Source organism: Amycolatopsis keratiniphila subsp. keratiniphila (genome assembly GCF_001620365.2).
GTDB lineage: Bacteria > Actinomycetota > Actinomycetes > Mycobacteriales > Pseudonocardiaceae > Amycolatopsis > Amycolatopsis keratiniphila.
The window spans coordinates 1-23,604 of sequence record NZ_LQMT02000034.1; the positions used below are offsets into that span (position 1 = coordinate 1).

Annotated in this window: 16 protein-coding genes and 1 pseudogene; 3 read left to right on the top strand and 14 right to left on the bottom strand. The window is 69.5% G+C overall.

Features of this window, described 5'->3' with window-relative positions; translation table 11 throughout:
- Positions 1-174: 174 nt before the first annotated feature.
- The gene (locus tag AVR91_RS32105; protein ID WP_063273419.1) at positions 175-936 is read right to left on the bottom strand and encodes an ABC transporter permease; all 762 of its coding nucleotides are present in this window, start codon (positions 934-936) and stop codon (positions 175-177) included.
- Positions 937-946: 10 nt separating this feature from the next.
- Entirely contained in the window at positions 947-1,708 is a 762-nt protein-coding gene (locus AVR91_RS32110; RefSeq protein WP_063273418.1) for an ABC transporter ATP-binding protein, read from the bottom strand.
- Between the two features lie 348 nt (positions 1,709-2,056).
- Here AVR91_RS32110 and AVR91_RS32115 point away from each other — a divergent pair, with 348 nt between their 5' ends.
- Positions 2,057-3,856, top strand: coding sequence for an APC family permease (locus tag AVR91_RS32115; RefSeq protein WP_063273417.1), 1,800 nt, complete (start codon positions 2,057-2,059; stop codon positions 3,854-3,856).
- Positions 3,857-4,095: 239 nt separating this feature from the next.
- Positions 4,096-4,917, top strand: a complete 822-nt coding sequence (locus AVR91_RS32120) for an SDR family NAD(P)-dependent oxidoreductase (RefSeq protein ID WP_063273416.1) — start codon at positions 4,096-4,098, stop codon at positions 4,915-4,917.
- 179 nt (positions 4,918-5,096) lie between these two features.
- On the opposite strand, the gene phoU is transcribed toward AVR91_RS32120, so the two are convergent.
- From phoU to AVR91_RS32155, 7 genes and pseudogenes are all read right to left on the bottom strand, one after another.
- Positions 5,097-5,780: a phosphate signaling complex protein PhoU gene (gene phoU / locus AVR91_RS32125; RefSeq protein ID WP_063273415.1), complete on the bottom strand. Its 684-nt coding sequence runs from the start codon at positions 5,778-5,780 to the stop codon at positions 5,097-5,099.
- A 114-nt stretch (positions 5,781-5,894) separates the two neighbouring features.
- Positions 5,895-6,287, bottom strand: a pseudogene (locus AVR91_RS32130) (amino acid transporter); the annotation flags it as partial.
- A gap of 82 nt (positions 6,288-6,369) precedes the next feature.
- Positions 6,370-6,699, bottom strand: coding sequence for a DUF1048 domain-containing protein (locus AVR91_RS32135; RefSeq protein WP_063273413.1), 330 nt, complete (start codon positions 6,697-6,699; stop codon positions 6,370-6,372).
- A 1-nt stretch (position 6,700) separates the two neighbouring features.
- Positions 6,701-7,057 carry a DUF1048 domain-containing protein gene (locus tag AVR91_RS32140; RefSeq protein WP_063273412.1) on the bottom strand — a complete coding sequence of 119 codons (357 nt, stop codon included), beginning with the start codon at positions 7,055-7,057 and terminating at the stop codon, positions 6,701-6,703.
- A complete protein-coding gene (locus AVR91_RS32145; protein WP_063273411.1) occupies positions 7,054-7,380 on the bottom strand; it encodes a PadR family transcriptional regulator in 327 nt (108 codons plus the stop codon). Before AVR91_RS32145 ends, AVR91_RS32140 begins: the two co-directional genes overlap by 4 nt.
- A gap of 114 nt (positions 7,381-7,494) precedes the next feature.
- A complete protein-coding gene (locus tag AVR91_RS32150) occupies positions 7,495-8,820 on the bottom strand; it encodes an MFS transporter (RefSeq protein ID WP_063273410.1) in 1,326 nt (441 codons plus the stop codon).
- Entirely contained in the window at positions 8,817-10,043 is a 1,227-nt protein-coding gene (locus AVR91_RS32155) for a M20 metallopeptidase family protein (RefSeq protein WP_063273409.1), read from the bottom strand. The genes AVR91_RS32150 and AVR91_RS32155 overlap by 4 nt, the downstream gene beginning before the upstream one ends.
- 116 nt (positions 10,044-10,159) lie before the next feature.
- Here AVR91_RS32155 and AVR91_RS32160 point away from each other — a divergent pair, with 116 nt between their 5' ends.
- Positions 10,160-11,191: an AsnC family transcriptional regulator gene (locus tag AVR91_RS32160; RefSeq protein WP_228709403.1), complete on the top strand. Its 1,032-nt coding sequence runs from the start codon at positions 10,160-10,162 to the stop codon at positions 11,189-11,191.
- Positions 11,192-11,674: 483 nt separating this feature from the next.
- Here AVR91_RS32160 and AVR91_RS32165 read toward each other — a convergent pair whose 3' ends face one another.
- From AVR91_RS32165 to AVR91_RS32185, 5 genes are read right to left on the bottom strand one after another with little or no spacing between them, the layout of a single operon-like run.
- Entirely contained in the window at positions 11,675-12,610 is a 936-nt protein-coding gene (locus AVR91_RS32165; protein WP_063273408.1) for a TauD/TfdA family dioxygenase, read from the bottom strand.
- Positions 12,607-13,872: an ATP-grasp domain-containing protein gene (locus tag AVR91_RS32170; protein ID WP_063273407.1), complete on the bottom strand. Its 1,266-nt coding sequence runs from the start codon at positions 13,870-13,872 to the stop codon at positions 12,607-12,609. The genes AVR91_RS32165 and AVR91_RS32170 overlap by 4 nt, the downstream gene beginning before the upstream one ends.
- Positions 13,869-15,140: an ATP-grasp domain-containing protein gene (locus AVR91_RS32175; protein ID WP_063273406.1), complete on the bottom strand. Its 1,272-nt coding sequence runs from the start codon at positions 15,138-15,140 to the stop codon at positions 13,869-13,871. Before AVR91_RS32175 ends, AVR91_RS32170 begins: the two co-directional genes overlap by 4 nt.
- Complete coding sequence (locus AVR91_RS32180) at positions 15,137-20,566, bottom strand: non-ribosomal peptide synthetase/MFS transporter (RefSeq protein ID WP_063273405.1); 5,430 nt, start codon at positions 20,564-20,566, stop codon at positions 15,137-15,139. The genes AVR91_RS32175 and AVR91_RS32180 overlap by 4 nt, the downstream gene beginning before the upstream one ends.
- The gene (locus tag AVR91_RS32185) at positions 20,563-23,601 is read right to left on the bottom strand and encodes a non-ribosomal peptide synthetase (RefSeq protein WP_063273404.1); all 3,039 of its coding nucleotides are present in this window, start codon (positions 23,599-23,601) and stop codon (positions 20,563-20,565) included. The genes AVR91_RS32180 and AVR91_RS32185 overlap by 4 nt, the downstream gene beginning before the upstream one ends.
- Positions 23,602-23,604: the final 3 nt, after the last annotated feature.

Below are 23,604 nucleotides of genomic sequence, written 5' to 3' on the forward strand. Positions count from 1 at the left end.
CTTGCTCAAACCGGCGGCCTGGATTGCGGCGTGGGGTTCCCCGGTGGCGCTGCGCATGGGTCGTTCCCTTCCCGGACGGCGAATATCACTGCCGACCAGGCTTCCCGGCGCACCTGAGGAAAAGGTACTCCCACTCCCCCCTCGGCACCAGCCTCACCGTCGGCGTCCCGGCGGTCAGGAGATCTTGCGGCGGTAGGTGATCGTGGCGAAGAAGTACGCCACGACGAGGAGACCGGCGCACCAGGCGAGCGCGGTCCAGATGTCGGTGCCGACCGGACCGCCGGAGAGCAGGGCACGGAGGGCGTTCACGATCGAGGTCACCGGCTGGTGCTCGGCGAAGGCGCGTACCGGGCCGGGCATCGTGGCGGTGGGCACGAACGCCGAACTGAGGAAGGGCAGGAAGATGAGCGGGTAGGAGAACGCGCCCGCACCGTCCACGGATTTCGCGGAGAGACCGGGGATCACCGCCAGCCAGGTCAGCGCGAGCGTGAACAGCAGCAGGATGCCGGCCACCGCGAGCCAGGTCGCCACTCCCGCTCCCGAGCGGAAACCCATGACGAGGGCGACGCCTATGACGATCACGAGTGAGACCAGGTTGGCGACGAGCGAGGTCAGTACGTGTGCCCACAGCACGCCCGAACGCGCGATCGGCAGGGACTGGAAGCGTTCGAAGATCCCGCTCTTCAGGTCGGTGAAGAGTCTGAGCGCGGTGTAGGCGACACCCGACGCGACCGTGATCAGCAGGATGCCGGGCAGCAGGTAGTTCACATACGAGTCCGTTCCGGTGTCGATCGCACCGCCGAACACGTAGACGAACATGAGCATCATGGCGACCGGCATCATCGCGGTCGTGATGATGGTGTCCATACTGCGCGTCACGTGTTTCACCGAGCGTCCCAAAAGGACGGTGGTGTCGCCGAAGAAGTGCTTGTTCATCGTGTGCCCCCTACTTGTCCGCGCCGACGATGGCCAGGAAGATGTCCTCCAGCGACGGTTGTTTCTCGACGTACTCCACCTCGGCGGGCGGGAGCAGCCGCTTGAGTTCGGCGAGGGTGCCGTTCACGATGATCCGTCCTTTGTGGAGTATCGCGATCCGGTCGGCGAGCTGCTCGGCCTCGTCCAGGTACTGCGTGGTCAGCAGCACCGTCGTGCCACGGGCGGCGAGTTCCTTCACCGCGGCCCACACCTCGATACGCGCCTCGGGGTCGAGCCCGGTGGTCGGCTCGTCGAGAAAGATCACCGGCGGATTCCCGATGAGGCTCATGGCGATGTCCAGCCGCCTGCGCATGCCACCGGAATACGTCGAGACCTTCCGCGCGCCCGCCTCGGTCAGCGAGAACCGTTCGAGCAGGTCGTCCGCGACCTTGCCCGGCTGTTTCAGATGCCTCAGCCTGGCGACGAGTACGAGATTCTCGCGTCCGCTGAGGATCTCGTCGACGGCGGCGAACTGACCGGTGAGGCTGATGACCTCCCGCACGCTCGCCGGGCGAGTGGCGACGTCCAAGCCGTCGACACTCGCCGTCCCCGCGTCCGCCTTGAGCAACGTGGACAGGATCCTCACCACCGTGGTCTTGCCCGCCCCGTTCGATCCGAGAAGGGCGAAGATGCTGCCCCTTTCCACATCGAAATCCACCCCTCGCAACACATGCAGTGTCTTGTACGACTTCTCCAGGCCTCGCACCCGGATCGCCTGAGCCGGCGTCGCCATCAGGCCACCCCCTTCCGCACTACTCAGCATCACTGACTACCGGTACATAGTAGCGCTGACTACTACCGGATGCGCAAGCCCCGTGTAGTGGTGCCGTCAAAACAGCACAGTTCGGCATGCGAAGGCCGTCAGCGGTTCTTCAGCCGGCGGCTTCGGCGAGTTCAGCTGTCGGGATGCGTACCGCACGGCGGATCCCGGTCTCCGCCTTGATCAGTCGCTCGTTTCCGTGTTGCTCATGGTCGCGTGCTTGTCCCGGGGTGTCAGTGCGGCATCGGGTTCACCCGATTCGGTGTCAAGAACCCGTCAACGTGCTCGAACCGAAGACGAGCGGAACCCCACGCTGACGGCGTGATCACGACACTCACCCGTCCCGAGAGCGGAACCGGCCGCTCCGAACGCCACCGCCTCTCCGTCGTCGGCGGGCTCGCCGCACTTTCCTTGGACGCGATGGCGTCGGTCGCCTACGGACCCGAGGCCATCGTCATCGTGCTGGCCGTCGCCGGCGGCGCGGGACTGGGCTTCACCCTGCCGGTCACCCTCGCGATCGCGGTACTGCTGGGCGTGTTGACGCTGTCCTACCGCCAGGTGATCGCCGCGTTCCCTGACGGCGGCGGCGCCTACGGGGTCAGCCGGACCTACCTCGGGCGCCGGGCCTCACTGGTGGCGGCGGCATCGCTGATCGTCGACTACGTGCTCAACGTCGCGGTGTCGGTGGCGGCCGGGGTGGCCGCGCTGACGTCGGCCTTCCCCGGCCTGCTGCCGTACACGCTGTGGTTGTGCCTCGGCGTGCTGGCGCTGGTCACCGGCGTGAACCTGCGTGGCATCGCCGAGAGTGCCCGGGTGTTCGTCGTGCCCACCGTGATCTACGTCGGCGCGATCCTGACCGTGATCGTCGCCGGCCTGTTCCGTTCCGGCCCTGCCGCGGCGGTCGTCGCGCCGGACCACGCGCGGAACCTGCAGACGGTCGGCGTTCTGTTGCTGCTCAAGGCTTTCGCGAACGGCTGCGCGGCGCTGACCGGGGTCGAGGCGATCGCCAACGCCGTACCGTCGTTCCGCAAGCCCCGGGTACGGCGCGCGCAGCACGCGGAGATCGCGCTGGGCGGCCTGCTCGGCGTGATGCTCCTCGGGATCGCCGTGCTGATCGGGAAGTTCGCCATCCATCCGGTGGACGGCGTCACCGTGCTCTCGCAGGTGACGACCGCGGCACTGGGCGACGGTTTCGGCTTCTACCTGGTGCAGTTCTCGACCGTGGTGCTGCTCGCGTTGGCCGCGAACACCTCCTTCGGCGGCCTGCCCGTGCTGGCCCAGTTGCTCGCCAAGCACAACAAGCTGCCGCACGTGTTCGCCCTGCGCGCCGAACGCCAGGTGTACCGCTACGGCGTCGGCTTCCTCGCGATCACAGCGGCCGTGCTGCTCGTCATCACCGACGGCGACATGAACACCTTGGTCCCGCTGTTCGCGATCGGGGTGTTCGTCGGATTCACCCTCTCCCAGGTCGGGATGGTCCGGCACTGGCGGCGCACCCGCCCGTCCGGCTGGCGGGGCAAGGCCACGCTCAACGGCTTCGGCGCGCTGCTCACCGGAGCCGCGGCGATCGTGGTGACGACGACGAAGTTCGGCGAGGGCGGCTGGCTGATCGTCGTCGCGCTGCCACTGCTGGTGGCGGCCATGGAATGGGTGGAACGCAGCTACCGCCGGATCGGCGAGCGGCTCGGGCTCGGCCTGACCCCCGCTCCCCCGCGACCGCACCGTTCACTCGTCATCGTCCCCGTCCACACCGTCTCCCGTCTGACCCGCGACGCCCTCGCCGCCGCGCTGTCGCTCGGCGACCAGGTCGAGGCCGTGCACGTCGTCCACCCCGACGACGAACACGCGGCGCGGGATTTTGTCGCGGACTGGGAGAAGTGGCACCCCGAGGTGACGCTGATCCAGCTCCACGACGAACGCCGCCGCCTCGGCGAGCCGCTGGTGGAACACCTCCGCACGGTCGGCGACCGGCACGTCTTCGTGCTGATCGCCGAGGTCGAACCGGAGCATTGGTGGCAGCGGATCCTGCAGAACCAGCGGGGCGGCGTGCTCGCCCGCGCCCTGCGCCGCCGCTCGGACGCCGTCGTCTGCCGGATGCGCTTCCGGTTGACCACCCGGTGAACGATGCCGCGGAAGGAATCCGTAAAACCGGATCGGCCGATCTTGCTCCCCGGCCGCGGACGCGTTTGGCTGGAGTCATGGGCAGAGGGCACGCGTGGGCCGTGCGCCACGACGACCGGCCACCTCATCCGGTGCCGGTCGGCGATACCTCCGATACCGGCGATTCCCCGGCCGGCCGTTGATCTTTCCGGCCCCCGGGCGCGATCGAACGCGCCCATGAGTCCTTTGTGGATGGACCAATGAACGAAAGTCCCACAGTCCTGCTCACCGGAGCATCGGACGGCATCGGTTTCGAAACCGCCCGGCTGCTCCTCGCCGAAGGCTGCACGGTGATCGCCCATGCCCGCACCCGCGAGGAAAGCGACGAATCCGGTGCCCGGCTGGTGAAATCCGGCGTCGACGCGCGGCGGCTCCGGCCCGTCGTCGCCGACTTCACCGATCTGCGTCAGGTCATCGACCTCGCCGTCGCCGTCACCGAGTCCTGTCCCCGCCTCGACGTCCTGGTCAACAACGCCGGGATCACCGGACCGCACGGGCGGGTGCTCACCAAGGACGGTCACGAACAGACCGTGCAGGTCAACTACCTCGCCCCGTACCTCCTGACCCGGCTGCTCGAGGACGCGCTCGATCGCTCCGAGGTGAGCCGTGTGGTGAACGTGTCCTCCTCGCTGCACCGCGGCGGACGGATCAACTGGAACGACCTCAACTGGAAGCGCCGTTACAACCGAGGCGCCGCCTACGCGCAATCCAAACTCGCGCTCACCATGATGACCACCGCGCTGTCCGAGTTCCGGCCGAAGGTCCGGCAAGCCGTCAGCGTGCACCCGGGCATCATCGCCACCGGGATGCTTCCGGGCTACAGCTACCGCGGCCGTCCGGTCGTGGAAGGAGCCGAACCCGTCGCCCGGCTGGCGAACCCCTGGGCCAAGGTGCTCAACGGCGGCTACTACGACGGCCGGTTGCCCGCGAAAGCCGCGGCCGCCGCCGTCGATCCCGTGGACGTACGGAAGCTGTGGTCGCTGAGTGAACGTCTGACCCTCTTCGACAAGCGACAGCTCTGAACAGCGGTAAGGCAAAGGTGTCTTGTCGGGTGGCAAGTCCGTGAAGGTGGGTGGCGGAGCCCCGGGAGGTGTTGCGAAAGCCACTTTCACAACGTTCAAGGTTGCGAAAGCCACTTTCACAACATCCGGAGCCGGCGGGTGAGCATGACACCTATGCCTTACCTCTCGATAACCGAGCACTACGCGATCCGCGCGCCGCCCTGCGCGGGCACCACGTCCGTCCACTTCGGACGGCCGGTGACGACGAACGTCGTCTGCTTCGCCAGCGACACCGCGTGATCGGCGAACCGTTCGTAGTACCGGCTCAACAAGGCCGCGTCGACGGCCTTCGTGGTGCCATGGGCCCAGTTCTGGTAGTCGATCACCGTGAAGAGCGTCCGGTGCAGGTCGTCCATGTCGTCGTCGACGCTGATCAGCGTGCGGGCCAGTACGGCGTCACGGCTCTGGACGGCCTGCCCGGCCATCACCGCCAGCCACACCGCGATGCGGCCCATTTCGACGAACCGCGGCACGAGCACCTGCGGCACCACCCGGGCCGGGTACCTGCGATGGACGGCTTCGGCGACATGGATAGCCAGCCGTCCCATCCGGTCGAGGTCGCCGACGGCGTGGATCGCCGCCAGGACGACCCGCAGATCGGTCGCCACCGGCGACTGCGACGCCAGGATCGCGTGCGCATGTCCCTCCGCCTCCGTCTTGACGCGGTCCAGGGTCGCGCCGTCGGCGATGACCTCGCGCGCCAGCTCGCCGTCGGCTTCGACCAAGGCCGTGCCCGCCCGGTCCATCATGTCCGCGACCAGCCGCGACGTCCGCAGCAGCCGGGTGACGAGCCGGTCGAGTCGTTCGTGGTACGAGGTGCGCATACACCCGATCCTCGTGCGCAGGGAGCCGCTTCCCGGTGACACGGGACCGAATTTCACGGGAACAGTACGCCGATCGCCCTGGCCCCGATCTCTTGTTGACGCCTGTCGTCAGCCGACGTGGATTCCGGGTCGCCAGAACGGCAGCAGGTTCTCCAGCATCGCGACCGATCCCTGGCCGTGCGGGCTTTCCTTCGCCACGCGCCGGTACATCGGCAACATGCCCAGCAGCGTGAGCGCGACGATCAGCAACGTCGCCAGCGGTGACAGCGCGCCCGCGGCCAGCGCCGCGATACCGGGCAAATACGACAACGTGGAGAAATAGTCCACGCCGGTCAGGCACATGACCTTCCACCACGACTGCGGTGTCGTGTGGTCCTCATGACTTTCCGGCCCCACCGGCTGGACCCGGTGCTCCATCAGCCACCGGCCGGCCTTCCCCGTCGGCGCCGCCTGCCGCACCGGGCTGTCCACCCGCTCCGGAACGGCGAATTCCGGTACCTCGGTCATACCCTTGTCCTCCCCCGGATCTTCTGTGCGCGGACACTAACGATCCGGGGCGGGAATCGCCGATCCGGCCGTAAAGAAAACGTCAATGTCGCTCTGTCGTACCGGGCTTGCCGCTGATGGACTCCTGATAGGCGTCCGCGTAGGTCGGCGTGTCCTTGATCAAGTCGTCGCAGAAGGCGGCGACGTCTTCACCGATGAGTTCCAGCACGCCCTTGCCGGACGCGGCACCCTCCTCGAAGAAGTCCACGATCCCGGAGAGCAGCGGGCCGTCGGCCAGATCGATCGGCCCCACCTTGAACAGGTACTTCTGCATCTCCTTGTAGACGATCTGATAGTCCGGCGGGAGCGCCTTGACCCGTGCCACGTGCGCACGCCACTGCTTCTTGCCCTCGATGATGTCCTGGATGCCCACGTCAGCCTCCCAGCTGCTTCAGTTTCCTGGCGACATTCCGGTTCAGCTGTCGGCGCCAGCGGTCGCGATAGCCGCGGCCACGTTTCTCCCCGGCCAGCGCCGCGCAGAAGCCCTCGATGTCGTCGCCCAGCACGTCGTGCACGCTCTGCCCGTCCGCGGCCGTTTCCTCCAGCAACCCCAAAGCACCGTCGAGGATCGGCATCAGGTTCCGGCCGGTGAAATCCGAATAGGACGAAAGATGCCCCGTGATCTGCTCCCACGCCGCCCGGTGGTCGGCGGGCAACGCCCGCGCCCGCGCTTCGAACGCCTTCCATTCCCTGGTGAGGTCACTGCCGGTGACGGTCTCCCAGAAGTTCATTTCCCGCCCTCCTTGAGCTTGTCGATCCGCGAAGTGACGTACTCCCACTTCGCCCAGAACCTCGCGAGCTCCGCGCGACCCGCGTCGTTGAGCGCGTAGAACTTGCGCGGCGGCCCCTGCTCGGACGGCCGTTTCGTCACCAGGACCAGACCGTTCTTCTCCAGCCGCAGCAGGATGGCGTACACCGTCCCCTCGACCACCTCCGCGAAGCCGAGCTCGTTCAACCGACGCGTGATGGCGTACCCGTAGGTCTCCTCGCCGCCGACGATCTCCAGCACGCAACCCTCGAGCGTGCCCTTCAGCATCTCGGTCAAACCGTCCATGGTGCCCCTTCGACTGCCCAGTACCCAGTACTACAGAGTACTGCAAGTACGTGAAGGCCCCCTTCCCTCGGCTGAGCCGAGGGAAGGGGGCCTTCACGTACTTGGCCCGACGGCTCAGGCGACGGCCTTGGACTCGACCTCCGTGTCCGCCTTCTCGCGCAGGTCGACGCCCCGGGTTTCCGGGAGGGTGAAGACGACCAAGGCGCTGATGACCATGAGCACCATGCCGTAGACGACGAACAGCGACGGTTGGCCGTTCTTCGCAAGGAGCGTCTGCAGGTACGGCGCGGTACCGCCGAAGGACGCGACCGCGATGGAGTACGGCACGCCGACGCCGATGGTGCGGATACGGGTCGGGAAGATCTCCGCGTAGACCGCGGGGCCGATGGAGGAGAACCCGGCCATGAAGACCAGGGCGATCGACATCGCCAGGAACAACTGCCAGGCCTGGTCGCCGACCATCGCGTTCAGCGGGAAGCTCAGCACGAGCAGCCCCACGATCGCGATGAACAGGACCGGTTTCCTGCCGATGCGATCGGACAGCCTTCCCCACAACGGCAAGGCGATCAGGAAGACCACGTTCGCGAACACGCCCGCCCACAGCGCACCGGTCGGGTCGACGCCGCGCACGGTGATCGCGTACGACGGCGCGGCGACGGCCCACATGTAGTAGATGACCGTCGCCCCGACGGTCAGCCCGACGACCTGCGCGAGCAGCTTCGGGTTCTGCTTGATCGTCTGCCAGATGCGGCCCTTCTCGGCCTTCTTCCCGGCGGCGCCGTCCTTGGCCGCCTCGGCGAGGAACACCCCGGTTTCCCGCATGCGCAGCCGCATGTAGAGCGAGTAGATCCCGAAGACACCACCGAGCACGAACGGGATCCGCCAGCCGAAGGAGAGCATTTGCTCGTGGCTCAGCGCACCGGAGAGGACCGCGCCCAGCAGCGTCCCGGCGAGCACGCCGCACGTGCCCGAGAAGTAGATCAGGCTCGACCACAGCCCACGCCGGGCCGGCGGCGCGACCTCGGCGATGTAGGTCTGCGCCGAAGGCAGCTCACCGCCGTGCGCGAGGCCCTGCGCCAGCCGTGCCACCACGAGGAGCACCGACGCCCACACGCCGATCTGGCCGTACGTGGGGGAAAAGCCGATGACGAGGCTGCCGCCGGCGGCGATCGCGACCGTCAGGGTCATCGACAGCTGACGGCCTTTGCGGTCGGCGATCCAGCCGAAGACCAAACCGCCGAGTGGCCGGGCGGCGAAGCCGACCGCGAAGACCGCCAAGGTGCTCAACAGCGCCGAAACCTCGTCCTGCGCGTTGAAGAACTGGGCGGCGAAGAACGACGCGAACGTCGCGTAGATGTTCCAGTCGAACCATTCCATCGCGTTGCCCGCGCCGAGCCCGAACAGGGTGCGGCGGCGGTCCTTGCCCGCGGTCACGCTCATCGAGTGACTCCTTCGGCGAAACGGTCGAGACGGCGGACGGCGAGTTCGGCGTAGACGGTGGCGGCCCTGGACAGCACGGACGGATCGAAGTCGGCGTACGGGCTGTGGTTGTTCGGCGCGGTGTCCGGCTCGAGCCCGGGCATCAGCGCGCCGAGGCCGAGGAACGTGCCCGGTACCTCGGCCAGCACCCGGGAGAAGTCCTCGGAACCGGCCACCGGATTGGGCAGTTCGGTGTAGTACTGCTCGCCGATCGTTTCGCGGACCACCTCGGCGCCGAACGCGGTCTCGTCGACGTCGGTGACGGTGACCGGGTACTCGCTTTCGAACACGACGTCGGCGGTGACGCCGTGCGCTCGCGCGACGCCGTCGATCGTCTCGTGGATCGCCGTGTCGAGCAGCGCGCCGGCGGCGTCCGAGAAACAGCGGACGGTGGCCTCGAATTCGGCGGTGGCGGGGATGACGTTGCGCTTGGTGCCGCCGCGGATGACTCCGACCGTGATCACCGCCGGGTCGAAGATGTCCAGGCGCCGGGTGACCATCGTCTGCAGCGCGGTGATCATCGCCGCCGTCGCCGAAATCGGGTCCTTGGCGCGGTGCGGCATCGACCCGTGGCCGCCTTCGCCGTGCACGGTGACGAGCAGCCGGTACGACGCCGACATCAGCGTGCCGGGACGACTGGCGAACTGCCCGCTGGGCAGCATCGACGAGAAGACGTGCAGCCCGTAGGCCGCGTCGGCGCGCCTGCCCGCGGCGTCGAGCACGCCTTCCCGGAGCATCACGCCCGCGCCGTCCCAGCCCTCCTCGCCGGGCTGGAACATCAGGACGACGTCGCCGTTGATGCGATCGCGGTGGGTGTGCAGCAGCCGGGCCGCGCCGACCAGCGACGTGGTGTGCAGATCGTGGCCGCAGGCGTGCATCGCGCCGTTCGTGGCGGCGAAGTCCAGGCCGGTCGCTTCGGCCACCGGAAGCGCGTCCATGTCCGCGCGCAGCAGCACCGTCCGCGGCCGGGCCGAATCCCGGGCCGTGCCCTCGCCGCGCAGCACCGCGGTCACCGAGGTCGTGTCCGTCCCGGTGGAGACCTCCAGGCCGAGCCCGTCGAGTTCACGCAAGACCCGCTCCTGGGTGCGGGGCAGGTCGAGACCGATCTCGGGCTCGCGGTGCAGGTCGCGCCGCAACCGGACCAGCTCGTCCTGCAGGCTTCGAGCGTCGTCGTGAAGGTCCACCGGTCGATCTCCTCTTCGTCGGACGTCGGCGTCTTGGTCGTCGAGTGTGCGAATCCGCGTCCGATATCGGGCTAGAATTGTCGGAATCGCTCAACGATCAGCCCTTGGAAGCGCAAATGATGCTCGATTCGCTGGATGAGGAGGACTTTTCGCTCATTCACGCTCTGCAACTGCGGCCTCGGGCGTCCTGGGCGCAGCTGGGCGAAGCCCTCGGTTCGTCGCCGGTGACGCTGACCCGACGGTGGGAACGGCTGCGCGACGGAGGCGGGGCCTGGGTGACGGCTTATCCGCGCGTGCCAGGACGGTCCCGGATCCAGGCCGCGTACGTCGAGATCCGCTGCGCGAGCGGCCAGGTGCGGGCACTGATCCGCGAGCTGTCCACCTGGCCGTCGGTGGTCAGCATCGAGGAGGCTTCGCGCGAGTACAGCCTGGTGCTGACGGTGTTCGGTCTCGGCATGCACGACCTGTCGACGCTCCTGCTGGACGCGATCCCCGGGCTGCCTGGTGTGCTGAACATCCGTTCGCATCTGGTGTCGCGGTTGCACGTCGAAGGCAGCTCGTGGCGGGTGGGCGCGCTGGACCGGGGGCGTGTGCAGGCGTTGTCCCAGCTGCCGCCTTCCGGCGGCGCGGGCGGGCGGCAGACGGCGATGCGGCCGTGGCAGGAGCCTTACGCCGCGCTGACCGCCGCGCTGGGCGAGGACGGCCGCCGCACCGCCGCGGACCTCGCCCGGCTCACCGGCCGCCCGGTGTCGACCGTCCGGCGCCAGCTCGGCCAGCTGATCGCCGCCGACGCGCTGACTTTCCGATGCGAGATCGCGCAGGGGCTCACCCCGTCGCCGATCGTCGTCAACTGGTGGTGCCAGGTGCCCGTCGCGCACGTACCGAACTGCGTGGACCGGCTGCGGGCGAACCCGGCCATCCGCCAGATCGCGAGCCTGCCCGGCCCGGCGAATCTGCTGGTGACCACGTGGATGCGCTCGATCGAGGAATCGATGCGGATGCAGGAGCATCTGGAACAGGACCTGGCGCCGCTGTCGATCGTCGACTCGGCGCTGATCCTGCGGACGGCCAAACGGATGGGCTGGCTGCTGGACGATCTGGGGCGCAGCACGGGATTCGTCGTCACCATGCCTGCTCGCCGGGAATGAGGCTTGGGCTCGGCGAGGGTGGCGTGTTGCGAAAGCCACTTTCGCAACGTTGAAGGACCTGATCTGCCCAGGCGGTGAAGGCCTCCTTGCCTACGCTGAAGGTAGAGAAGGGGCCCTTCACCACCTTTCGGGCGGGCCGTGTGGCCTGACGTGTTGCGAAAGCCACTTTCGCAACGTTGATGGTTGGGAAAGTGGCTTTCGCAACACGTGATGTCGCTGTTGGTCAAGCCAAGGCCGGGGTCGAAGAAGCGTCCACAAGGGACGTTCCACATCGTCCGACTGTCCGGTTCATGCCTGTATATGCGATTTCGACTGGGGGTCGTGAGTGATAAAGGCTGTTAGAACGACCATTACCACTCACGACCCCGCGCGAAGCGCCCAAACCAGGCACCCTGACGAGAATCAGTGTCCCTTGTGGACATTTGACGTCTTCGCCGTGTCCCGAAAGTGGCTTTCGCGACACGGCGCGGGCCCGCCTCGGCGTCAGGTCATCGCGACCAGCGTCCGCCGCTTCCCCGTGAACGGCTCCCGCCCATGCGCCATCAGCATGTTGTTGATCACCATGATGTCCCCCGGCTGCCACGGGAACGCGTAGCTGACCTCGTCGTACGCCGCCTTGATCGCGTCCAGATCCGACTGCGGGATCGGCGAGCCGTCGGCGAAGAAAGCGTTGCGGGGCAGGTCTTCCACGGGGTACAGCTCCAGCAGCGCCTCGCTGACCTCCTCCCCCAGGCTCGAAACGTGGAACAGGTTGGCCTGGTTGAACCAAACGGTCCCGCCGGTGTGCGGTTCCGTGACGAACGACGGGCGCACGTGCCGCGTGCGCAAGCCTTCGTCGGTCCACTCGTACGTCTGCCCGTTGGCGATGCAGTAGTCCTCCACCGCCTGCCGGTCTTCGGTCTGGAACGCCTCCTGCCAGCTCAGCCCGAGGCCTTCGCGGAACGCCCGCGTGTAGGTGACGCCGCCCGCGAACCGTTCGCGCAGGTCTTCCGGCAGCAGCCGGTACATCGCGCGGCTGTCGGCGATCGGCGTCGCGCCGCCGGTTTCGGCCGCGATGTCGCACAGGAAGAAGAGGCGGTCCGGCCAGTGCGCCGAGTACGAGCTCTCGTTGTGCATCGGGATCGACTCCGCCGGCGGGTACTCCGTCGAGGTGTAGATGTTGCCCGAGACCGCCGAGCGCGGGGTCGACCGTTCCGTGTAAGTCAGCAGCGAGCCGCCGATCTCCTCGGTGACCTGGTTGAACACCGTCAGGTCGGCGGGCATCCCGCGCAGCAGGATCGCGCCGTGCTCGCGCAGCCGGTCCTGGAGCGTGTCGCGGTGCGCGCGCACCCAGTCCAGGCCCGTGGCCGCGTACACGGTGAGCTTCGTGTGTTCGTTGCCCTCGATGTGCCCGAGGTTCGCCGTGAGTTCGGCGGTCATGACTCCTCCAGTTCGAATCGGATCAGCTTGGCGGCCTCGGCGTGCAGCGCGGCGAGGTCTTCGGTGTCGGCGAATCCCGCGGCGAGCACGTTCACCGCATAAATCTCCTGGTCGTCGGTGAGCAGCTGGCCGGGGCGCACGATCGTGACGACCTCCAGCACCTCGGGCAGGTCGGCGACCTCGTCGGTGCCCTCGACGCGGACCAGCCGCCCGGCGCCCTCGGCGTAGAAGATGAGGTAGCCCACCGGCACCGGCAGGCCCTTGCCTCGCGCGGGCGGAGGCGTGCCCAGTGCCAGCGACACGGCCTCGGCGATGACGTCGATGCCGGTCGCGAGCTTCAGCAGGACCGGCTGGGCACCGCCGGCCGGGCGGCCCGCGTTCACCTCGACGATCGTCGGGCCGAGTTCGGCGTCGTCGATCAGCTCCAGATGAGCGCAGGTGTTGTCCAAGCCCAGCGCGAGCGCGGCGGCCGTCGCGGCCGCGAACAGCCGTTCGGTGTCCTTTTCGGACAGTTCCAGCGGCGGGCAGACCATGCCCAGCTCGAACTTGCGCTCGTCGATCAGCGGCTTCTCCACCACGGCCACCGGTTCCGCGACGCCGTCGCGCACCAGGACGTCGACCGCGTACTCCGGGCCACGCAGCAGGCCTTCCACGAGGAACACCTTCAGCGGATCGACCGACCCGACGAGCCGGTGATACCGGGCGTCCTCCGACAGCGGCAACCGCTCGGCCAGCAGCCGGTACGCCGCCGCCAGTTCCTCCACAGTGGACACAGTGCGCACGAGGTTGCTCGCCGCGCCGTTCACCGGTTTGACGATCGCCGGGAGCCCGACCGCCTCGGCCACCGACGCCGCCTCGGACTCGGCCGAGATCAGCGCGCAGCGCGGCCCTGGCAACCCTGCCGCGGCCAGCGCCTGTCGGACCGCGAACTTGTTGTGCGCCATGGTGAACACCGACGCCGGGCAGCGTGCGACGCCGAGCAGCTCGGCCGCACGGGCGACGCTCGCGACGATCCCCTCGGCAGCGGTCACCAGCCCGGCCGGAAGCGGCGTCCGCGCCCGGATCGCCTCGGCCACGGATTCGGCGTCACGGACGTCGCCGACGACGATGAAGCCGTCCACCACGTCCGCCAGCCGCGTCAGCTCGGCCGGTTCGAGGGGCTCGGTGACCAGTTCGGCCCGCAGGCCGGTCGCGCGCACGGCGGCCACGACCTCGGCGATCCACTGTCCTGCGGTCTCGCAGACCACGAACGCGGTGTTCACACATCCTCCAGATCCAGCTGGACGAGCTTGCTCGCCTCCGCGTGCAGGGCGGCGAGGTCGTCGTGATCGGCGAACCCGGCCACGACGAGGTTGACCGCGTAGGTCTCCTGTTCGTCGGTGAGCACCTGCCCCGGCGAGACGGTGGTGACGACGTCGATCACCTCGGGCAGGTCGGCGATCTCGTCGAGCCCGCCGATCCTGGTCAACCGGCCCGAGCCGGACGCGTAGAGGATCAGCATGCCCAGCGGGATCGGCAGTTTCGCCGGTTCCCGCGCCGGCGGCGGGGCGTCCACCGCGAGCGCCGCCAGCTCGGCGAACACGTCGATACCGGTACGCAGCTTCGCCAGCAGCGGCATGATCGATCCGGCGGGCCTGCCCGCGTTGACCTCGACGATCGTCGGGCCGCGGTCGACGTCGTCGATCAGCTCGACGTGGGCGCAGGTGTTGTCGAGCCCCAGCGCGCGGACGGCGGCGACGGCCGCCGCGGTGACCAGCTCGGCCCGGTCGGCGGTGAGCCCGGCGGGCGGGCACGACAGCGCCAGCTCGAACTTCCGCTCGTCGATCAGCGGCTTGTCGAGGATCTCGACCGGTTCGGCCACCCCGTCGCGGATTAGCACGTCCACCGCGTACTCCGGGCCGCTCAGGAAACCTTCGACGAGAAACGTCGCCGACGGGTCGAGTGTCCCCAAGGGACGGTGGTAGCGCGGATCCGCGGATTCGGGCAGCCGCGCGGCCAGCAGCTCGTACGCGGCCGCCAGTTCGTCCACAGTGGACACGGTGCGGACGAGGTTGCTGCCCGCCCCGTTGACCGGTTTGACGATCGCCGGGAACCCGACCGCCGCGGCGACCGACGCCGCCTCGGCGACCGATGAGATCAGGGCGTACGCGGGGCCGGGCAGCCCGGCCGCGGCGAGGGCTTCCCGGACGGCGAACTTGTTGGCGCACAGGGCGAACACCGACGCCGGACAGCGCGCCACCCCGAGCAGTTCCGCGGCGTGGGCGGTACTCGCGATGGCGCCGTCCGAGCCGGTGAAGATCCCGGCCAGCGCGCCGCCGTCGATCTCCCGGACCTTCGCCGCGACGGCTTCCGGGTCGTGGACGTCGTCGAGCGCGACGATGTCGTCCACCACGCCGTCCAGCGACGCGCGCTCGGCCTCGTCCATCGGCGGGGCGAGCAGCACGACGCGGTGCCCGGCCGCCCGCATCGACGGCGCGACCTCGCCGACCCAATGCCCCCGGGCCTCCCTAACCAGCACTGCCGTACTCATGCGGCTTCCTTCCCCGCGAGCTTGCGCTCCCGTTCCTGTGCCCCCACCAGATCGTCGGGCAGCGAATCGGGTACCTCGGTGTCGAACCGGCGCAGCCGCCGCAGCGAGAACCCGCCCACGTTGATCAGCAACAGGATCAGCGCGAAGACGACGTAGGCGAGCCCGATCCCCCGGGTCTCCCCGGTGCCGAGCACGGCGCCCACCGACCCGGTCAGCGCTCCGCCCGGCGCCAGCAGTGGCGAGAACCAGCCGACGGCCAGCGGTGCCAGCACGGCGAACCCGATCGGCAGCGTCGACCACGTGATCGTCTGGTTGATCGCGAACACCCGGCCGTGGAACCGCTGCGGCACCTTGACCTGCACCAGCGTCGCGTAGATGCCCTGCGACACGGCCATCGCGGCGGCCAAGAGGAACACCCCGGCCGCGACGACGATCAGCGACGGCCGCAGGCCCATCACCAGGCTGCCGAGCGCGATCCCGACGTTGCCGGCGAGCACACCGACCATCCGCCGCTGCCGCGGTCCGCCCCACAGCGCCATCCCGATGCCACCCGCGACCGCTCCGAGCGCCTCGGCGAGCGCCACCTGCGCGACGTCGGTGACCGAACCGAACGACAGCACGAGCGGCGAGAGGAGCACCAGCGCGGGGGCGAGGAAGACGTTCGCCAGCGCGAAGTACAGCAGCATCGTGCGGAAACCGCGGTGGTTCCACGAGTACCGCAGCCCGCCCGCGATCGCCGTCAGCAGCGGTTCGCGCGGGCGCCAGCCCATCATGTCCGGGAACCGCACCAGCAGCAGACCCACGATCGCGAACACGTAGCTCGCCATGTCGAGGATCAGGATGCCGGACAGCTCGATCGCCGCCAGCAGCCCGGCCGCGAGCACCGGCATCAGCAGCTGGGCGAACCCGTTGGACAGTTGCGCGAGGCCCATCGCGTGCCCGAGGTACTGCTTCGGCACCAGCTGCGCCACCGACGACTGATAGGCGATGCGCTGGAACGACGAGGCCACCGATCCGAGCGGGATCAGCACGTAGAACAACCACAGCTGGACTTGCCCGGTGAGCAGCAGCAACGCCAGGATCAGCTGGATCCCGCCCGCGATACTGCTGGCCGCGATCATGATCCGCCGCCGGTCGCCGCGGTCGACCAGTGCGCCCGCCACCGGCAGGACCAGCACGCCGAACAGCAGCGCGAGCGCCCACAGCAGGCCGAGGTCGGCGACCGAGCCCGTGCGGGTGTAGAGCCAGATCGGCACCGCGAACGACGTCAGCGCCGAGCCGGTCGAGGACACCAGCTGCCCGATCGTGATCGTGACGAACCGGCCCATACTCGGCCGGACCTTGGGTTTGTCGTCCACGACCGCCCGATGGGTCTCATGTACCGCCCACGCCGCGTCTTCGCCGCGGACCCTGACGTCGAGCTCGCCGAGGTCGTCCAGCGCCGGATGCACGCGCGTGACGATCTCCGCGAGTTCTTCGGCCCGGTAACGCAGGAAGAAGTGCCCGGCCTGGTCGAGCACCACGAGCGCGGTGGTGTCGGTGAGGAACTCCCATTCCCGGTACCGCTCGGCGTAGTAGTCGGTAACCGGATCCTCGGAGCCGACCACCGACACGATCGGCGCGCGCAGTTTGGCCACGCGGGCGTCGAGCAGACCGCTGAAGTACTCCTCGGCGGCGCGGCTGTCGGCGCGCATGTTCGTGATGATCCGGTCGGCCTGCGCCGGGTCGAGGTCGTCGGTGTCGACGCCCATGCCCTTGAGCCAGTTCGAGTAGTACCGGTTGCTGCGCAGCTTCTCCAGCCGGGTGCGGAGCGTGCCCACCGCGCCCTTCATCCGGGCGAACGGGAAGATCGCGCCGATGTAGACGACCTCCAGCTCGCGGCCGCGCTCTTCGAGCAGCCGGGCGACGGCGACGGCGAGCGCGTTGCCGACACCGCAGTGACCGTAGATCGCCAGCGGTCCGTCGATGCGGTCGAGGATCTCGTCGGCCAGCCGCTCGACCAGGTCGTCGAAGGGCAGGGCCTCCTCGGACAGGCCGACGTCGTGGCCGGGGATGGCGACCGAGTAGAGCGAGTGGCCCTCCGGGAGCGCGTCGGCCAAGGGCTGGTAGACGATCGCGCTGCCGCCTCCGTAGGGGAAGCAGACGTAGGTCAGCGTCCGCTGCTTCGCCGGTTTGGTCAGCTCGTACAGCAGATGCCGCGGCCGGTCGGCGTCGTCACCGTCCATGAAGGACGCCAGCTCGCGGATCGTGCGGTGCTGGAACAGGTCCATGACGCCGACCTGTCCGGCGCCCGCCTTGCCGATCCGCGCCACCACCTGGGTGGCCAGCATCGAATGGCCGCCGAGGTCGAAGAAGTCGTCGTCGACGCCCAGCTCGTCCACCTTGAGCACGTCGCGCCAGATTTCGGCGAGCAGGGTCTCGACCGGGGTCGACGGCGCGACCAGTTCCTTGGTCGCGTCCCGGGACGCGACCGGCGCGGGCAACGCCTTGCGGTCGAGTTTGCCGTTCGGGGTGAGCGGCAGCTCGTCGAGCGCGACGAACGACGGCGGGACCATGTAGTCCGGGAGGCTCTGCTTGAGCGCCGTCCGCAGCGTGCCGGGCTCGGCGTCACCGACGACGTACCCGACCAGCCGCTTGTCCCCCGGCGTGTCCTCGCGGACGATCACGGCCGCGTCGCGCACGTCCGGCTGGGCGCGCAAGGTCGTCTCGATCTCCCCCAGCTCGATACGGAGACCGCGCAGTTTGACCTGGTGGTCGATCCGGCCGAGGAACGCGATCGTCCCGTCCGGGCGCCAGTGCGCGAGGTCGCCGGTGCGGTACATCCGTCCACTGTGGAACGGATCGTCCACGAACCGCTCGGCCGTCAGCTCCGGGCGATTGTGGTAGCCCAGGGCCAGGCCGACGCCGGCGATGTGCAGCTCGCCGGGCACGCCGACCGGGCAGGGCCGCCCGGCCCGGTCGAGCACGTAGATCCGGATGTTCTGGATCGGCGCCCCGATCGGCACCGACGCGACGTCGGTGAGCGCGGCGGGCGTGCAGTGCCAGGAGGTGACGTCGATGGCGGCTTCGGTCGGGCCATAGAGGTTGTGCAGCTCGCAGCCCGGCAACCGCCTGGTGAACTCGCGGGCGGCGTCGAGCGGCAGTTCCTCGCCGCTGCACACGACCCGCCGCAACGCCGTGCACGTCTCGACGCCTTGCTCGGCCAGGAAAAGCGTGAGCATCGACGGCACGAAATGCGCGGTGGTGACGCTTTCCGACGCGAGCAGCTCACGCAGGTACGCGGCGTCCTTGTGGCCGCCGGGTTCGGCGAGCACGAGCCGCGCACCGGTGATCAGCGGCCAGAAGAACTCCCAGACCGACACGTCGAAACCGGCCGGGGTCTTCTGCAGTACCGAATCGGTGCCGTCGAGGCGGTACGCACGCTGCATCCAGTCGAGCCGATTGACGATGCCGCGGTGACCGTTGGGCACGCCCTTCGGCTGACCGGTGGAGCCCGAGGTGTAGATGACGTACGCCGGGTCTTCCGGGCCGGCGAGCGCTTCGGGCGGGGTGCCCGGTTGCCCCGTGGTCTCGGAAGGGTCGTCCAGGACGACGACGCTCGCATCCCCCGGCGGCAGCGTTTCGCGCAACGCCGCCTGCGTCAGCACGACGGGCGCGGCCGCGTCCCGCAACATGAACGCCAACCGGTCGGCCGGATACTCCGGGTCGAGCGGGACGTACGCGCCACCGGCCTTCAGCACGCCGAGAAGCGCGACCACCAGCTCGAACGACCGTTCCGCGAACACCCCGGTGAGCACGCCCGGTCCGACGCCGAGCCCACGCAACCGGTGCGCGAGCCGGTTGGCCCGCTCGTCCAGCTCGCGATAGGTCAGCGACGCGCCGCGGAAGGTCACCGCGGGCGCGTCCGGCGTCCGAGCGGCCTGCTCCTCGACGAGCGCGTGCAGCGTGGTCTGCGGGAACTCGGTGGTCGTGTCGTTCCACCGCTCCAGGACGAGTTCACGCTGCGCGGCGTCGAGGATGTCCACGTCGGACAGTCGTCGGTGCGGGTCGGCGACGATCGACCGCAGCAGGGTGACCAACCGTCCGGCCATCCCCTCGACCGTGCCCGCGGTGAACAGCGCGGTGTTGTACACGAGCTTGCCGATCAGCCCGCGTTCGAGCTCGATCGCGTGGAATTCGAAGTCGAACCGGGTCGCGGGCAGGTCCATCGGCAGCCAGCGGAAGTCCACTTCGGACTCGCCCGCCTCGCCCATCCGGCCCATCTCGTAGTTCTGCAGCACGAACATCGCCTGGAACACCGGCGAACGGCTGACGTCACGGGGCACGCCGAGCGCGTTCACCAGCCGCTCGAACGGGACGTCGGCGTGCTCGAACGCGTCCAGCACGTGCCGACGGGTGCGTTCGAGGAGTTCGGCGAACGTCGGGTCGCCCGCCAGCTGGGCACGCAGGGGCAGCATGTTGATGAACATGCCCGCCACGCCCTCCAGCTCGGGGAGACCACGCCCGGCCGACGACGAGCCGATCGCGAAGTCCTCCTGGCCGGAGTACCGCGAAAGCAGCACCTGGTAGGCGGCCAGCAGGGTCATGAACAGCGTGACCCCGTGCTCGCGGCTCAGCTCGCCGAGGGCGCGGGCGAGCTCGCGCTCGACGAAGAACTCGTGGATCGCGCCGTCGAAGCTCTGCTTGGCGGGCCGGGGCCGGTCGGTGGGCAGTTCCAGGGGCTCGACCCCGGCGAGCTGCGCCTTCCAGTGCTCCAGCTGCCGGTCGAGTTCGCCGCCGGTGAGCGTGCGGCGCTGCCAGTGCGCGAAGTCGCCGTACCCGATGCTCAGCGCGGGCAGCTCGGCCGTGCCGCCGGTGCTCAGGGCGTGGTACTGGGCGGCGAGGTCCCGCAGCAGCAGGTCGACCGACCAGCCGTCGCCCACGATGTGGTGCGTGCACAGGACCAGCAGGTGTTCCTCGTCGGACACCCGCGCCAGCGTCGCCCGCAACAGCGGACCCGTGGCCAGGTCGAACGTCTCGGCCGCGGCGGCGTCGACGGCCGCGCGGGCAGCTTCTTCACTGCCAGCATCCACAACGGACAGCTTGACGGTGACCGAGGGTTCGATGTGGACGGTCGGCTGTCCGTCGTCCCCTTCCGGGAACCGCATCCGGAGCGCCTCGTGCCGCGCGGGCAGGGTGTCCAAAGCGGACCGGAGCGCGGCAACGTCGAGCCTGCCGGTCAGCCGGATCGGCACCGGGATGTGGTACGACCCGGTGCCCGGCGCGAACTGCTCCATGAACCAGACGCGTTCCTGCTGATACGACAGCGGGACGACGGCATCGGCAGGACGCGGGGTGATGGTCGCGGCCGGCTCCGCGCGCCGTCGCAATCGCCGTTCGAGCAGGGCTCGGCGCGCGGCCGCGCTGGTTTCGTCGATCGCGGTCATGAGTTCTCGCCTTCGGCCAGCTGACGCTGGACCTCTTCGTCGCTGAGCTGGTCGAGGTCTTCCTCGAGCCGCCGCTCGATCTCCGCGGCGAGCCCGGCGACGGTGGTGAGGGTGAACAGTCCCCGCACCGGGATGTCGACCTCGATCTGCTTGCGGAGCCGGGCCATCGCGCGGATCGCCAGCAGTGAATTACCGCCACGGGCGAAGAAATCGTCGTGCGCGCCGAGGTCACCGATGCCGAGCAGCTCCCCGAGCACCTCGGCGACGAGCTCTTCGGCGGCGGTCCGGGGTGCGACGTACGCCGGAGCCTCATCGAGTTCGGGATCCGGCAGCGCGGCCCGGTCGAGTTTGCCGCTGGCCGCCATCGGCAGCGCGTCGAGTGATACGAACCGGGTCGGCACCAGGTACTCCGGCAACGTCTTCCGCAGTGCTTCGGCCGCGCCGTCGGTACTGCCGACGACGTAGCCGACGAGCGCGTCGCCGCGGACCGCCACGGCCGCGTCCCGCACCTCCGGCAGTTCACGCAGCGCCGCTTCGACCTCGCCGGGCTCGATCCGGTAGCCGCGCAGCTTCACCTGCTCGTCGGCGCGGCCTAGGTAGTCGAGCGAGCCGTCGCGACGCCAGCGGACGAGGTCGCCGGTCGCGTACATCCGGCCGGACGGGCCCTCGATGAACTTCTCCGCGGTCAGGTCCGGCAGGCCGAGGTAGCCGCGGGCGAGCTGGCGCCCGGCGACGTACAGCTCGCCCGGGACGCCCGGTGGCACCGGCTGCCCTCGCTCGTCGAGGACGTACGCGCGGGTGCCGGGCACCGGGCGGCCGATCGACACGGGTCCGGACGGCAGCGCGTCCCCGGGTTCGATCCGGTGCACGACGCAGCCCACCGTGGCCTCGGTCGGGCCGTACTCGTTGACGACGAGCGTGCCCGGGTGGCGCTCCCGCCACGGCTGGACGGCCTCGGCGGTCAGCGCTTCGCCACCGAGCACCAGCTCACCCGTCGGGAACAGCTCCTCGGCGAGGATGGCGAGATGCGTCGGGGTCGCCTTGACGAACGTCGGGCGGCCGCCGTCGACGACCGCGCCCCCGGCGGTGAGGGTGCCGAGCAGCGTCGTCACGGTGAGGTCGAACGACGCCGAGGTGTGCAGCAACGCCCGCCCGGCCAGTCCGGGGTAGGCCTCCCGCGCCCACGCCAGGTACGTGTCGACGGCCCGGTGTTCGACCTCGACACCCTTGGGCCGACCGGTCGAGCCCGACGTGTAGATCACATAGGCGACGTCGCCCGGCCCGGCCGCGGGTTCCGGGTCTTCGGTGGCCGCGGCCGACCACTCGGCCGGATCGTCCAGGGCCAGCGTCTTGGTGTCCAAAGTGGACTCACCAGTGACGAGCACGAACGGGACGCCCGCGTCGGCGAGGATCAGCGCCTGCCGGGGAGCCGGGTTGGCCGGGTCGAGCGGAACGTAGGCCGCGCCGCTCTTCAGCACCCCGAGCACGCCGGTCAGCAGGTCCGCCGAGTTCGGCACGCAGATCCCGACGACCGTGCCGGGACCGGCGCCCAGCTCACGCAGCCGGTGCGCGACGCGGTTGGCTCGCGTGTTCAGCTCGGCGTACGTCAGGCGGACCCCGCCGAAGTCGACGGCCGGCGCGTCCGGACTCCGCCGCACCTGGTCCTCGAAACGGGCGTGCACCGTCTTGGTGTCCGGAGTGGACAGTTCCGTCGGGTTCCACCCGTTCAGGACCAGTTCGCGCTCGGCGTCCGACAGCAGCGGCAGATCCGCGACCGACCCGGCCGGATCGGCCAGCGCCGCGGCGAGCAACCGCACGTACCGTTCGGCGATGGCTTCGGCGGTCTCGCGGTCGAACAGGTCGGTGCGGTAGACGAGCCTGCCGTCCACCGAGGTCAGGTCGATCGCGATGTCGTCCTTCGCGGTGGCGGACCGGATCGGCTCCAGCCCCGAGTCGGGCAGGAAGTTGAAGCCGAGCTGGTACAGCGCCTGCACGCCGGGATCGCGCTCGGCCCCGACCGCCTCGGCTACCGCCTGGAACGGCACCTGGCTGTGGTCGATCGCCTCCAGCAGCGTGGTCCGGACCCGGCCGACCAGCTCGGTGAACGCGGGGGCACCCGAGCAGTCGATCCGCACGGCCATCTGGTTGACGAACATGCCGATCAGGTCGGCCAGCTCCGGCAGGTCGCGGCCGGCGACCGGGACGCCGACGACGATGTCGTCCACTCTGGACAGTCGCGAGATGAGCGCCGCGTAACCGGCCAGCAGCACCATGAACGGCGACGCCGACAGCTCCCGGCTCAGCTCGCCGACCCGGTCGATCAGACCGTCCGGGAGGGCGAAGTGCACCTGGTCACCGGCGAACGTCAGCTCCGACGGGCGCGGCCGGTCGGTGGGCAGGCCGTGCACCGGCGGCAGCCCGGTGAGCTGCTTGCGCCAGTAGTCCAGCTGCTCACTGGACGTTTCGAGCTGCCCGCGCTGCCAGGCCGAGAAGTCCGGGTACTGGATGGCCAGCTCGGGCAGCTTCGGCTCGCGGCCCTCGAACACGGCGTCGCACGCCTCGCCCAGCTCCGTGCCCAGCACCAGCACCGAACCGGCGTCGAACACCGTGTGGTGCACGACGAACGTGAGCACCCACTCGTCGTCGGCCATGCGGCACACCTGGGCCCGCCACGGCGGCGGCGAGTCGAGCGGGACGGCCTCACGTGTGACGGCGCCGACGAGTTCGGCGAGCCGGGCTTCGCGGGCGTCGGCGGGCAGGTCCCGCAGGTCGTGCACCTCGGGCTCGATCGGCACCTCGGCGTGCACCACCTGCATGAGCGCGCCGCCCTCCATGCGGAACGACGTGCGCAGCGCCTCGTGCCGCCCGACGATGACGCCGAGCGCGGCACGCCACTGCTCCGCGGTCAGCGGGCGGTCGAGCCGGGCCTGGCAGTGCAGGTTGTACACCGGGGACGCCGGGTCGAGCTGGCCGGACAGCCAGATCCGCTCCTGCCCGAACGAGGCCGGGAACGTCCATTCCTTCGTGTCGCTCATGAT

Coding starts and splice junctions, on each gene's coding strand:
- AVR91_RS32175 (WP_063273406.1), bottom strand. CDS start 15,140: ATGAGTACGGCAGTGCTGGTTAGGGAGGCCCGGGGGCATTGGGTCGGC.
- phoU (WP_063273415.1), bottom strand. CDS start 5,780: ATGCGCACCTCGTACCACGAACGACTCGACCGGCTCGTCACCCGGCTG.
- AVR91_RS32120 (WP_063273416.1), top strand. CDS start 4,096: ATGAACGAAAGTCCCACAGTCCTGCTCACCGGAGCATCGGACGGCATC.
- AVR91_RS32150 (WP_063273410.1), bottom strand. CDS start 8,820: ATGAGCGTGACCGCGGGCAAGGACCGCCGCCGCACCCTGTTCGGGCTC.
- AVR91_RS32185 (WP_063273404.1), bottom strand. CDS start 23,601: ATGAGCGACACGAAGGAATGGACGTTCCCGGCCTCGTTCGGGCAGGAG.
- AVR91_RS32145 (WP_063273411.1), bottom strand. CDS start 7,380: ATGGACGGTTTGACCGAGATGCTGAAGGGCACGCTCGAGGGTTGCGTG.
- AVR91_RS32110 (WP_063273418.1), bottom strand. CDS start 1,708: ATGGCGACGCCGGCTCAGGCGATCCGGGTGCGAGGCCTGGAGAAGTCG.
- AVR91_RS32140 (WP_063273412.1), bottom strand. CDS start 7,057: ATGAACTTCTGGGAGACCGTCACCGGCAGTGACCTCACCAGGGAATGG.
- AVR91_RS32165 (WP_063273408.1), bottom strand. CDS start 12,610: ATGACCGCCGAACTCACGGCGAACCTCGGGCACATCGAGGGCAACGAA.
- AVR91_RS32105 (WP_063273419.1), bottom strand. CDS start 936: ATGAACAAGCACTTCTTCGGCGACACCACCGTCCTTTTGGGACGCTCG.
- AVR91_RS32180 (WP_063273405.1), bottom strand. CDS start 20,566: ATGACCGCGATCGACGAAACCAGCGCGGCCGCGCGCCGAGCCCTGCTC.
- AVR91_RS32160 (WP_228709403.1), top strand. CDS start 10,160: ATGATGCTCGATTCGCTGGATGAGGAGGACTTTTCGCTCATTCACGCT.